The 13,904-nt window shown below is 41.1% G+C and carries 8 protein-coding genes; 7 read left to right on the forward strand and 1 reads right to left on the reverse strand.

Annotated elements, in window-relative coordinates; translation table 11 throughout:
* Positions 1 to 7 precede the first annotated feature (7 nt).
* The 6 genes from dsbI (at position 8) to G6W41_RS03310 (ending at position 8,705) form a co-directional block, all read left to right on the forward strand.
* Positions 8 to 628 carry a protein-disulfide oxidoreductase DsbI gene (gene dsbI / locus G6W41_RS03285; protein ID WP_021083796.1) on the forward strand — a complete coding sequence of 207 codons (621 nt, stop codon included), beginning with the start codon at positions 8 to 10 and terminating at the stop codon, positions 626 to 628.
* Positions 629 to 675: 47 nt separating this feature from the next.
* On the forward strand, positions 676 to 2,325 hold the full coding sequence (locus G6W41_RS03290; RefSeq protein ID WP_194170609.1) for a sensor histidine kinase: 1,650 nt from the start codon (positions 676 to 678) through the stop codon (positions 2,323 to 2,325).
* A gap of 3 nt (positions 2,326 to 2,328) precedes the next feature.
* Positions 2,329 to 3,006 carry a response regulator transcription factor gene (locus G6W41_RS03295; protein WP_194170610.1) on the forward strand — a complete coding sequence of 226 codons (678 nt, stop codon included), beginning with the start codon at positions 2,329 to 2,331 and terminating at the stop codon, positions 3,004 to 3,006.
* A 62-nt stretch (positions 3,007 to 3,068) separates the two neighbouring features.
* The gene (locus tag G6W41_RS03300; RefSeq protein ID WP_194170611.1) at positions 3,069 to 7,196 is read left to right on the forward strand and encodes an Ig-like domain-containing protein; all 4,128 of its coding nucleotides are present in this window, start codon (positions 3,069 to 3,071) and stop codon (positions 7,194 to 7,196) included.
* 150 nt (positions 7,197 to 7,346) lie between these two features.
* Positions 7,347 to 7,883 carry a hypothetical protein gene (locus G6W41_RS03305; RefSeq protein WP_103566256.1) on the forward strand — a complete coding sequence of 179 codons (537 nt, stop codon included), beginning with the start codon at positions 7,347 to 7,349 and terminating at the stop codon, positions 7,881 to 7,883.
* 87 nt (positions 7,884 to 7,970) lie between these two features.
* Positions 7,971 to 8,705, forward strand: a complete 735-nt coding sequence (locus G6W41_RS03310) for a hydroxymethylpyrimidine/phosphomethylpyrimidine kinase (RefSeq protein WP_194170612.1) — start codon at positions 7,971 to 7,973, stop codon at positions 8,703 to 8,705.
* Positions 8,706 to 8,740: 35 nt separating this feature from the next.
* On the opposite strand, the gene ilvD is transcribed toward G6W41_RS03310, so the two are convergent.
* On the reverse strand, positions 8,741 to 10,414 hold the full coding sequence (ilvD, locus tag G6W41_RS03315) for a dihydroxy-acid dehydratase (protein ID WP_194170613.1): 1,674 nt from the start codon (positions 10,412 to 10,414) through the stop codon (positions 8,741 to 8,743).
* Between the two features lie 321 nt (positions 10,415 to 10,735).
* On the opposite strand from ilvD, the gene G6W41_RS03320 reads away from it, so the two are divergent.
* Complete coding sequence (locus G6W41_RS03320) at positions 10,736 to 13,876, forward strand: retention module-containing protein (RefSeq protein ID WP_194170614.1); 3,141 nt, start codon at positions 10,736 to 10,738, stop codon at positions 13,874 to 13,876.
* Positions 13,877 to 13,904: the final 28 nt, after the last annotated feature.

Below are 13,904 nucleotides of genomic sequence, written 5' to 3' on the forward strand. Positions count from 1 at the left end.
GCGCCACATGAGCTTTTTTAAAAAAATGGCTAAATTTCAAGACTCACGCATCTCTTGGGCGATCCTAGTCTTTGTAAGCGTCGCGCTTGTCGTTATCGCGCACTCGCTCTTTCAAAACTACGCTTATATGCCGCCTTGCGAGCAGTGCGTCTATATACGTTTTGCCTTTTTGTGTATGGCGCTTGGCGGCGTGATCGCTATCATAAATCCAAAAAATTTACTCTTTGCCCTTGTTGGCTACGTCTTTGCCTTTTGGGGAGCGGTGCAGGGCATAATGTATAGCGTGAAGCTAGCCAAAATCCACGATGCGGTGCATGGCGATGATCCTTTTGGCGTGCAGGGCTGCTCGACTGAGCCGCACTATCCATTTGGCTTGCCACTTGAGAAGTGGGCGCCTGACTGGTTTATGCCAACGGGTGATTGTGGCTATGACAGCCCTATGGTGCCTGACGGCGCGGTGCTAAGCGATCTTCAAAAGAGCATAGTGGATCTTTACGCAGATGGCTGGTATCTTGTGCCGTCTTCTAAATTTATGTCGATGGCGGATTGCACGCTACTTGGCTTTGGCATTTGCTTTGTTGTGCTTGCGCTTATGCTTGTTTCAAAGCTCTTATCTTTTAAAAATTAAATTTTTGTTAGCCCTGTTTTTGGGCTAACTTAGGATATACTGCGCGCATGGGTATTAATTTAAAATCACAAAATATTAAAATTTATGCGATCATCTTACTAGCAAGCTTCTTTGTCGTGCTTCTTGGGCTAAATAGCTACAACAATGCAAAAGAAAAGATCATCGAGCTATCTGATAAAAACAACATCGCAGTTAGTAAAAACATCGTTAGCAACTTTCAAATTTGGCTTGATGAACGCTTAAATTCGCTCATCCGTGCGTCAAAATTTATCCAAAACTCTGGCATCATAGATGACGATACTAGGGTGGCAAATTTCATAAAGCTCTTTAAAGAAAATGCGAAAGAATTTGATCTCATGCAGCTTCTAAGAGAGGATGGCGAGATCTTTGTAGATGGGCAAAAGATCTCAGAAGAGGTGATGTCAAAGTGCGAACGAGCGGGGCTTATCTGGTATGTCGAGACAAAAAATACAAATGCCCCAAGCGTAAATTTCATGCAAAATCACAAAATTTTAAAAGACTCAACTTTAAATTTATGCGTGCCAGTTGAAAAGGATAATAAATTTGAAGCGGCACTTTGTGGCGTCGTGCGCATAGGCACTATCTTTGATAGCATCAAAAACTTTAACCTTGCGCCAAATTCTTACTCATTTTTAGTAACTCACAGCGGCGAGATCCTCACATCGATGGCTGATGCGACGCTAAAAAGAGAGATCGAGGAGAAATTTAAGGAGCTATTTTTAAAAGATGAGGACATCACTAGCCTAAAGATAGGGCAAAATTTGATCCAAGTAGCCGAGATACCGACGATGAACTGGTTTATCGGAGCTGGCACAAACAATGAAGAAGAAATTTTAGCCATGACAAGAGAGGCGCTAAAAAACGCCCTAAATTTACTCTTTGCCTTCGTCGCACTTGCTTTTTTGGCAAACAGCCTGCACAACTTCATGTATAACAAGATAAAAAAGGTGCAAGACGAGTACGAGACCTTGCTAGCGCACAGAGCCAAGATGAGCGAGGCTGGAGAGCTCATAAGCGGTATAAGCCATCAGTTCATCCAGCCAGTAAATTCGCTAAAACTGATGCTAAGCTCGGCGATAATGCTAAAAAAAGAGGGCAAGCTAAGCGATGAGGAGCTTTTAAATTTATTAAAAAAAGGGCAAAGCTCGATCGAGCTTCTTTCAAAAACAATCGAAATTTTTAGAAATTTTTACAAAAGCGCTGAAAATGTGAGCGAATTTGAGATCCAAACAAGCGTTAGAAATTTAATAACACTTATGCACACAGAGCTTAGCCGTACAAACGTGAGCGTGAAATTTAGCGGATTTGAAGAGATGAAAGTCTATCAGATAGAAAACATCATCCAGCAAATTTTACTAATCCTAATCCACAACGCAAAGGACTCACTAGTTGAAAGCTACAAAGATGAGCCGCTAAAACGCGTAATAGAGCTAAAATTTAGAAACTTTGAAGATAAGTGCTACATCGGCGTTTATGATAGTGGCGGCGGCGTGAGCTACGAGATGAGTAAGAAAATTTTTACTTGGCTAAACACGACTAAAAAACAAGGAAATGGCATAGGACTTTACTTTGCTAAAAAGCTCGCGCGTGAGAAGCTAAATGGCGACATCACGCTTGCGCACAACCTAAAGCCAACGATTTTTGAGCTAAGCTTTGATAAGAATTTAAAGGGTTAAAAGATGCAAGAGGCGCTAGAAATTTTAAAAAAAGTATCTATCTTAGTAGCTGAAGATGACGAGATGGCAAGGGAGCTCATCATCACTGGGCTTAAGCCATACTGCGATCAGGTCGTAGGCGCAAAAGATGGGCAAGATGGACTGGAGAAATTTAAAAAACAGGGCTTTGACATCGTGATGAGCGACATTCACATGCCAGTATTAAATGGCTTTGAGATGATGAACGAGATAAAAAAGCTAAAACCTCACCAGAAATTTATCGTCTTTACATCGTATGATAGCGATGAAAATTTGATCAAGAGCTATGAGCAGGGGGCGACCTTGTTTTTGAAAAAGCCTATCGATATAAAAGATCTTAGATCGATGCTGATAAGCCTAAGCTTTGAGCGAGATGAGAAGCTAGTGCGCCTAAGTGATGAGGTGAGTATAAATTTAAAAAGAGAAAAAATTTATAAAAATGGCAACGAGCTATACCTTAGCTTTTTGCAAAATAAGATATTTTGGCTATTTGCTTACAACTTAAACAAGCTTGTCACCTACGAGATGATAGAGGAATTTGTCTATGAGAGCACCGAGGTGAGCAAGGCTGCGATACAAAATGTCGTACTTCGTCTAAAACGCGAGCTTGGCGTGAAATTTAAAAACATCAGCGAGAGCGGATATATCTTGGTTGTACCATAGTACAATAGACAAAGCTCTTTTAAAACAATAAAATATATTATTATTGAGATAAAACAAAAAATATGTCAAACAAAATCGGCATTATTAAAAGCATCTCACAAGGAGCAAATGTAATCGCAACTGCAAAGGATGGCACACAAAGAGTGTTAAAAGTAGGCGATGAAATTTTTCTTGGTGAGACTATACAAACAACTGATATTGACTCAAAAGTAGTCATAACTGCAAATGATGGTAAAGATATCGCGATCATCGGAAAAGATACCCTAAATTTAGACAAGAGCGTAGCTCACAATGAGAGCTTTGGTGATGATAGTGTAGCTGATGTAAGTGCTATTCAAAAGGCACTTCTTGATGGTGCAAACATCACTGATCTTGAAGAGACTGCAGCTGGTGGTAACGCAGCAGCTGGAGCTGGTGGAGATGGCGTAAGCTTAGGCGCAGCTAGCTTTGAAGAGGGCGGTCACTACTCAAACATCAACGAAAACTACAGAAATTTAACTGACACAAACAAAGCTTTTCAAACTCCAGAGAACTCAATCGGCGGCTACAACGATGGCAATGACGCAGGCAATGCAACTCCTGTTGCCCCAGTCATACCTCCAATCAGCGTTGATATCAAAACTTTAACTGATGATTTTGGCACTATAAAAGGCGATTACAGCCTAGACGCACCAAAAGTACCTCGCACAAATGACGCTACTCCAACTATAAGTGGCACAGTTGAACCTACTGCTGTAAGAGCTGTTGTTAGCGTGCTTGATAAGAATGGACACGAAGTCTTTACAAAAACTCTAAATCCAAGCGACTACACTGATGGTACATTTAAATTTACAACCAACCAGCTCGCAGTTGATGGCGACTATAAAGTGGAGATAACAGCTACAGGAAGAGACGGCAAGACTGCAACCGATAGTGGCGACTTCGTACTTGATACGACTGCAAAGATCACTATAAATGTTGAAACAGAGATGAGCCTTGTAAAAGAGTCTGAGATGAGTAGCGGACTAAAAGGAAGTTTTTGGTTTAACCACATCCATGAGCCAGGTGTAAAGGGCACTGAGCTAAGACCTTATGCTTTTAATAATACAGAATACGCTCATAACGGTAAGAAGCAAAATGATTTTGTAGAATACTATATGAATAATACCAAACCTTGGGCAAGCTTTAAAGCAAAAGAGCTAAATTTCCAACAAGGCAAAGGTGGCGATAGAGATAACACTGATAATGATGCTGGAACAGTCTCAGGACTAGACGGTGCTCATAATATGGTCGGTAAGGTCGATCTTGATGGTAATGTAGTAACTCCAAATAATGAATGGGTAGCTCCAAATTTCAAAGCGCTTGAGTACTTCATTGACAACGCAAAAGGTAGCGATATTCATATCGTAAGAGATGCTCCTAATGGCAAAAACACAACAGCTGGTGCGATGGTAAATTTAAAAGGCACTATGTATCTTGAGCCAGGAGACTATAAATTTGACGCAAAAAATACTGATGATAGTGTAAGATTTAAAATTGATGGCGTTACTATGGTTGATTATGACACTATACACTCAGAAAATAGAGCCACGGTTACAACTTTACACGTTGATAAAGCAGGATACTATGACTTTGATATGAGCTATGCAAACTACATCTACTGGGGCAAGCTAAAACTAACAGTTTCAAAAGATGGCGGACCTGAGAGCATACTTGGCTCAGAAGCAAGTGGTATAAAACTAAATTCAACCGACTTTGACAGCTACGTAGATACAGTAACAAGAAATGTCTATAAAGTCACTCAAAAGATCACAGGTACTGTGGATAATGTCGAAGACGGACAGATCGTAACTGTCACATCAAGCACAGGCGAGAGCCATACAGCTAAAGTGGTAGATGGCAAATATGAAGTTGAGTTTAAAACAAGCGATCCAAAAGCGACATACACTGCAAAAGTTAGCGACCTTGTAGGTAACGAGGCGCAGGCGATATCAACTAAGCTAAATGTCGCTAATACAGACCTAATAGACGCTATAGATAATGACGCAAGCAATGTAAGCGCAAATACAAATACAGGCATAAACGATGCAACTAAATATTATAAATATACAACTGACGACATCGCTCAAACTGATAAATTTTCATCTAATGCACCACTACCAGTACTAAGCGACAAGACTCCGACATTTACAGGTAGCATAGACAGTAGCGCAACTAAAGCGATCATCACTGTACTTGATAAAAATGGACATGAAGTCTTTACAAAAGAGCTTAGCCAAAGTGAATTTTCAAATGGTAAATTTGAAGTCACATCTGATAATTTAGATGATGGTAGCTATAACATCAAAGCAACTGCTGTCTTTGCAAATGGCGACAAGAGTACGATAGTTAGCGAATTTGTAGTTGATAAGACGCCAGTTACTATAGAAAACATCAAGATCATCGAAAATGACGAAGAGGGACAACACCATACGATCAATTTTAACCTCAAAAACTATGAGGATGGCGATAAGATCGAGAGTATAAAAGTGGTAACAGCAGACGGAACTACTAACATCATCTCTGTTGGCACAACTAAACCAACTAATGGCGTGCTAAGCTTTGAGTACGATCACAAGATAAAACTAGGCGATAAGATAGAAGTTGAGATGACTGATAAAGCTGGTACAAAATATACTCATGTAAATGAAATTTTAGTTCCAACTATGACGCAGTTTGAAAATGGCAACGATACAACTACAAACGCAAATAACCGCTCAGCTGAGAAGTTGTGGGGCACTATGGAGATGAGTGAGAGTGGCCTTAGAGCTGATGGCTCAAGGATCGTTTCAAATGACGCTACCCCATACCTAAGAGCTGTGATCCCAGAGGATACAACAGCTGGCAATGCTAGCAATAATCAAACTGTAAGTGAGTTTTTAAATAGTGGTAGAGGCATAGCATGGGGCACTGGCGATGTTAGATTTGTAGCAACTAACGTTGATAAAGGTGTTTCAAAAGATCTATTATCTCAAGCGATAGAAAAACCAATAGGCAATGTAACGCCTGATCACTACAACAGACTTACAGGCTATAACAACAGACTTGATGCCGCTGGCAAAATGGCTGATGGTGTTTATGATGTATCTATAAAAGGCAAATACCAAGGTGGAGATGAGCTACTTTACAACTCTATCAGATTTACGATCGATGCAACAGCTGCAACGATAAATGACTCAAAATTACACTACGACGCAGCTGCAAATAAAACCACATGGAGTGGAAATTTAAGTGAAAATGGAGTTGGCGCAAGCTACACACTAAAAGAGCACTTTGAAGAGGCGGTAAAAGGCATAGCTCTAAAAGATAGCATCACTTTAAGAGATGCAAATGGACACATCATAACTGCAAATTCTGTAACGCTTGATGACAATGGAAATTTCGAAGCAGTATTTGACGGCGAAGTAAAAGCAAGTGATGTCTATCTACAAATTTCTGATATCGCTAAAAATACAATAGTAGACGCAGAAAATAACAACAATAACAATGTCATCACAACAAGTGAAGGCAACGACATCATCAACGTTGGAAACGGCGATAACGTCATACACGCAGGACGCGGTGAAAATGAAATTCGCACAGGCAACGGCAACAACGTAATCATCACTGGTGACAACAACGACGTCATAACCACAGGAAGTGGCAACGACTACATCGACGCTGGTAGAAGCGGCTATACTGGCATGAACAAAGGCGATATAGTAAATGCTGGCGCTGGCGATGATAAGGTTGTATTTACCTTTGATAATCCAACAGCAGCTCTATCTCAAAGCCTTGATGGTGGCACTGGTACAGATACGCTTATCATGCGTCCAGTGGCAAAGGATGGCACTATCGACTTTGATAAGATTGATAACAAGTCTTTAACTAATGCGATCAAGAGTTTTGAAGAGATCCAACTTGGCATGGATGAGCATGGCAATGACAACCAAGCTGTTAAGCTACTAAATTTAAAAGCGGATAATGTATTTGGCATCACTGATGATGTAAATACTATCTTAAAAATAAGTGGCGATAACAAAGATAGCGTTTCATTAAAAGGATTTACTGAGGCTACAGATCAAAGTGGTGTCCAAGCTGGATATACAAGATATGAGGGTCAAACAAGCTCAGATACTCCGAAAACTATCTACATAGATGTAGATAATGATATAAACAAACAACTTGTATAAAATTTGGGCTTTTTAGCCCAAATTCTTCTTTTAAATTTCTATTTTTACTCCCAAAAAACGCCTTTAAAAACCATCTTTGTACCAAAGTACAATATACAAATTTAATAAAAAACACTAGAATAAAACAAAAAATAAAAGTAAGGAATAAAGATGGCAGCTGTAGCCGGCAAGGTAAAAAGCGTCACATCTGATGTTATAGCGATAGATAAAAACGACCGTGTAAGAGTTCTAAACGTAGATGATGAGGTTTATATAGGAGAGAGTATAAAGGGCGAGAGCCAAAGTGCTAGCGTGACTATCACAGCAGTGGATGGTAGCGACATATCTCTAAATGGATATGACACGATATGGCTTGATAGTAGCGTGGTAAGTGCTGATACTAGCGCTGAAAATAGCATCGATACTGACGCACTTTTTAGAGCGCTTCTTGGAGAAAACTACGCTGAAATACTTGATCAGATGAATGAAAAAGTGGAAGATATGTTTGCAAAAACGCAGCCAAATGAGGCTGAAAATAGCTCAAATAGCCTTGAGAGCAGTGAAAATCTAGCAGACAAACATAGCGCAAATGATGAGATTTTATCTGACTCAAACGAGCTAAAAGTAGATAACTCTTATGAGCATGCAAATTTTGATGCAACTACGATATATATCGAGATCGATAACGATCTAAACAAACTTTCATAAATTTGAGCCTCTTGGCTCAAATCCTTTTAAAAACTCAAATTTAACTAACATCTCTTATAATAAGCCAAAATTTACAAAAGGAAAACGATGAAGAAAATTTTAATCATCGCAGGCTCTTGCAATAGCGGCACAGCAGGGCTTCAGGCTGATATAAAGACATGCGCTAGGCTAAACTGCTATAGCGCAACGGCGGTCACTTCGCTGGTTGCTGAGACTACAGACGCGATAAAAAGCGTAGTTTGTCTTGAACCTAGCTTTGTTAAAGACCAGCTTAGTACGCTTGCGGAGGAATTTAGCTTTGATGCCATAAAGATCGGCATGCTCTTTAGCGAGGAGATAATGGACGTGGTGCATGAGTTTTTACTCACCCAAAAGGCAAAAGTCGTGCTTGATCCGGTCTGCGTCTCAAAGAGCGGCCACAAGCTCATAAAAGATAGCGCAGTAGAGAAGTTAAAAGAGCTAATGAAACTAGCCACTGTCGCCACGCCAAATTTAGACGAGGCAAACGTCCTTTTTGAAGGGAATTTCAAAGATCTGCCTTGCGATATCATCGTGAAAAAACATGTAAGCGAGGATAGCAGCATAGATACGCTTTATAGAAAAGATGGCTCGCTGCAAAATTTCAAAACTCCGCTTGCTAGTCCGCTTGTGATGAGTGGCACTGGTTGTACTTTCTCAACGGCACTTGCTTGCTACCTTGCAAAGGGCAAGAGCTTGGAGGAGGCCATAGGGCTTTCAAAAGAGTATATCTGCTCCATTATAAAAGAGAGTATCGACACAAAACTAGGTAAAAACCGCCTACTGTGGCACGGAGTGAAGTAAATTTAAGCCTAAAATTTAGGCTTAAATTTGATAATTTACGCCTCTAGTATCGCTCCATTGCTTGCGTTTGTGACTAGTTTTTGATACTGCCTTAGCCAGCGAGAGGTTAGCGCCTTATCGACTGGTTTAAATTCCGCTCTTCTCTTTGCGATCTCGGCTTCGCTTAGGCGAACATTTATCTCGTATTTATCAACGTCTATATCGATGATGTCGCCGTCTCGTAGCAAGCCTATCATGCCGCCCTCAGCTGCTTCTGGGCTTACGTGACCGATGCTTAGACCTCTTGTCGCCCCGCTAAAGCGACCATCTGTGATGAGCGCTACGTCTGCGCCAAGGCCTCGTCCCATGATGAGCGAAGTAGGGCTTAGCATCTCTTGCATGCCAGGGCCTCCGCGTGGGCCTTCGTAGCGGATGATGACGACGTCGCCTTTATCTACTTTACCGCTTGAGATGCCAGCTATCGCTTCATCTTGTGAGTTAAAGCAGACCGCTTTGCCGCTAAATTTACGCTCGCCAACGATACCAGCTGTCTTGATGACACAGCCTTGCTCGGCTAAATTTCCAAATAAAATGGCAAGTCCGCCAACTTGCGAATAGGCATTTTCCACCTTGTGGATGACGCTCTCGTCTTTGATGTCGCTAGCACGTACGCGCTCGCCCAAAGTCTCGCCGCTAACTGTTAGGTTGTCCAAATTTAGCATGCCGTGGTCTCTGCGTGAAATTTCTTTTATCACCGCATTCATACCGCCAGCTCTGCCGACATCCTCCATATGCACGTTTGGCAAGCTTGGGCTGATTTTTGCGATGTGAGCGATGTTTTGGCTGATCTTATTTAGCTCTTTGATGTCTAAATTTACGCCAGCTTCTCTTGAGATGGCTAGCATGTGAAGGACAGTGTTGCTGCTGCCGCCCATCGCCATATCAACGACAAGAGCGTTACGGATCGCCTTTTCATTTAGTATGTTTCTTATCTTAAATTTCTCATCAAGGGCGATCTGGCAGATCCTGTGAGCAGCTTGCCTGATGAGCTCCTCGCGCTCTGGAGTTAGCGCTAGGATGGTGCCGTTGCCAGGGAGCGCTATACCCATCGCTTCGCAAAGTGTGTTCATAGAATTTGCCGTAAACATACCGCTACAGCTGCCGCCACTTGGACATGCGTTGCACTCGATATCTCTTAGCTCGGCCTCGTCTATCTCTTTGGTTTCAAATTTGCCAACCGCCTCAAATGCAGTCGCAAGATCTATCGGCCTGCCATCTTTTGTGTGGCCTTTTCTCATAGGGCCGCCGCTTACGAAAATGGTTGGGACATTGACCCTTAAAGCGCCCATAACCATGCCAGGGACGATCTTGTCGCAGTTTGGCATACAAACAAGCGCGTCAAGTGCGTGCGCGTTCATCACGGTTTCGATAGAATTTGCGATGATCTCGCGGCTAGGCAAGCTATATAGCATGCCATTATGCCCCATCGCTATGCCGTCATCCACGCCGATGCAGTTAAACTCAAACGGCACACAGCCATTTCTGCGAATTTCGTCTTTTAAAATTTGAGCGTATTTGTTTAAGAAAAAGTGCCCAGGAATAATCTCTATAAAGCTGTTTGCAACGCCGATAAATGGCTTAGCAAAGTCCTCGTCTTTTAGCCCAGTCGCACGTAAAAGTGAGCGGTGTGGGGCTCTTGTGTAGCCTTTTTTGATTATATCGCTTCTCAAATTTGATCCTTTTTTAAAATTTGAGAGGATTTTATCACATCTAAAGTATCAAAAATTTTAAAAGTTTTTACAAAATTTAAAAGAAAATTTTTAATAAGTTTTATAACGCAAATAACACGTTAAATTTAACTCTCTCTTAAAAGATAAGACAGATAAAATGAAATTTGCCTCATTTTGATCAAAATAATATATAAATTGATAATGTAAAATTGTCATACATGTGTCATAAATGCCGAATTTAAGGGCTTTATTGTACCTGGGTACAATATACATGAATTATAAAATTTATTAAAATGCGAGAAAAATTTAACAAGGATAACTATGTCAAACAAAATCGGCATTATTAAAAGCATCTCACAAGGAGCAAATGTAATCGCAACTGCAAAGGATGGCACACAAAGAGTGTTAAAAGTAGGCGATGAAATTTTTCTTGGTGAGACTATACAAACAACTGATATTGACTCAAAAGTAGTCATAACTGCAAATGATGGTAAAGATATCGCGATCATCGGAAAAGATACCCTAAATTTAGACAAGAGCGTAGCTCACAATGAGAGCTTTGGTGATGATAGTGTAGCTGATGTAAGTGCTATTCAAAAGGCACTTCTTGATGGTGCAAACATCACTGATCTTGAAGAGACTGCAGCTGGTGGTAACGCAGCAGCTGGAGCTGGTGGAGATGGCGTAAGCTTAGGCGCAGCTAGCTTTGAAGAGGGCGGTCACTACTCAAACATCAACGAAAACTACAGAAATTTAACTGACACAAACAAAGCTTTTCAAACTCCAGAGAACTCAATCGGCGGCTATGCAGATGCTAACGACGCTGGTGCTGGCGATATAGGCGGATCAGCAGCTAACACTCCAGTAGCTATCAAGATATCGCTTGATGGTAACGGCGAGGCAAGAGAGGCAACTCCAAACGAGCATCTAGTCTATAATCTTGGCCTATCAGCTGCTACAAGCTCAACCACACCTACTGATCTAACGCTAAATTTAAGCGGTGCAAGTGCAGGCAGAGACTACTCAAACGTTATGGAGTATTCACTTGATGGTGGAGATAACTGGACTACGATACAAAATGGTGGCACGATAAGTGGCGTCGCACCAAGTGATATCGCAAATGTAAAGGTTAGAGTGCAAGTGATTGACGACTACGGTCAAACATCAGGTAATCAAAACGAGGGCGCAAGTAGTAAGGATCTAGGCGCAAATATCGCTCCTGGCATAAATGGCTACGGCGTTTATAAAGAGAGTGTAACTCTTAGCGTGACTACAAACAACGCTGCTATCACATCTGGCGAGGCTGAGGGTAAGATCATTGATAATGATGATAAGATCGACATCACACAAGACATAAATCCAGACGATTACGAAGGTGTAGAACCTACCATAGATCGCAGCTTTATAAACTATGATCCAGACAATAATGGCAATAACACTATGAAAACCATCATCGACACAAAAGATGGCGATGATACGATAACTATAAAAGAAGGTGTAAATTTTAGAAGTGGGTTGTCTGACTTTAAAGACGATGGTAATGATGTCATAAAAATGGGCGATGGCGACGATGTGTTTAATATAGAAAAAGATGCTGATGTTAGTTCTACAAAAATAGATATGGGCAATGCTGGTGGAGAGAACAATCAAGACACAGTAATAATAGATGGCGGAATTGTGCTAAATACGATGATTACAAGCCATGATGGCAATGATAAATTTACTGTTAGAGGTGATGCGACATTGGGCGATGTGCTTTTTAAAACTGGCAAAGGAGAAGATACTGTTAATATCGAGAGTGGAATAACAGTAACATCATTAAAATCAGTGAAGATAGATACTGGAGCCGATAATGATGTTGTAAATATAAAACATGATTTGATAGATGACTGGTCTAATCATGGATCGACAGATGGAAGCGAGTATGAAGGTGTTAGAACTGCTAGCTTTATAAAAACAGGCGAGGGTAACGATACTATTAGTGTAACTGCAAGACTTAATGGTGTAGATATCGACTCTGGCGACTCAGATACAGGCGATATGCTAAATTTCATCAGTGCAGGCATATATAACTCTGAAATAAAAAGTGGCAATGGCAATGATAAGATCGTGCTTCAAGATACCAAAGCAGATGTTGTGGATATCTACACAGGTGAGGGTAATGATAGCCTAACTATCAAAGGCAGCACTGAAATAAAAAATAATAGCGCCACACATAATGACCCTATAAGCTCAACAGCTCACGTGGCAAATCCAGTAGCGAACCAAGCTGGAATTCACTCAAACTACATAGAGATGGGCAAAGGTAGAGATACATTAACTATCGAAAGAGGCGCTGAAATTTCAAACACCAAGATAAACACTAGCTCAGCTGATGCTGGAGTAAGTGACGATAGAGACAGCGTAGATGTTACTGGTGCTAAATTTAACAATGCTGCCATTGAGACTGGATATGGTGAGGATGTGATAACTTTAACAGATGTCACCATGATCTCAAATGATGGATATAGCACATATATCGGTGCAGGCGGCGGAAATGACACCATTAATATCTATGGAAATAGTTCATTTGACAAGGCTATCATTTACACAAACGGCGGAGATGACCATGTAAATGTCGATGGTGATGTTTCTATGGTGGATTCAAACATTATGCTTGAAAATGGCAACGTAACACTAAATGTCGCAAAGGCTACTGGTCTAGTTGATACAAACATAGAGGGTGCAGGCGTTGGAAATGCTGGTGTAAAAATCGTGACTATCGATAACGCTGAGCTTAGAAGAGTTACTATAAATACCGCAGATGACGGCGATAGAGTGACTATCGGAGCAGGCACTCATGACAACACCGATGTTAAAATTTTCACTCAAGGCGGAGACGATACGATAAATATAAATTCCGATCTAACTGGCACATCAAGTGTAAATTTAAGTCCAGCTGCGGGTGAGATGGCTCACAATGATGATGCATCAAACATCAACTCAGGCAAAGGCAACGATACTATCAATATAGCTGATAATGTAACACTAACCAACACCTACCTTTCAGGTGGCGACGGCAACGACTTAGTCGATCTTGGCAAGGATGTAAGCCTAAATGGCACTGCTATAAACGGAGGCGACGGCATAGATACGCTAAAAATCCACGACGGCTCGTTTAACACAACAAATGCTGGCAAGATAAGCGGCTTTGAGGTGCTTGATATGTCAGAAGCCAATGAGCATTTTACATTTCAGCATGCTTCAGATATCGCAAATTTCATAAAAAATGTCGGTGGCGAAGGTGCGACATCGCTGATCGTAAAAGGTGATAAATTTGTTGGCTCATTTACAGAAGGCTCAGCTGAAGTAGCAAATGCTTCTACTGAAATTAGCAACGGATATGTATATAGCGTAAGTGAAGGCGGTCAGACATTTACGCTTACTATACAAAATGTCAATGTAAATGAGTTGTTGCCATAAATTTTTAGACCCATTTCTTGGGTCTAAA

This window comes from Campylobacter concisus, assembly GCF_015230035.1.
In the GTDB taxonomy this organism is placed as follows: Bacteria; Campylobacterota; Campylobacteria; order Campylobacterales; family Campylobacteraceae; genus Campylobacter_A; species Campylobacter_A concisus_BK.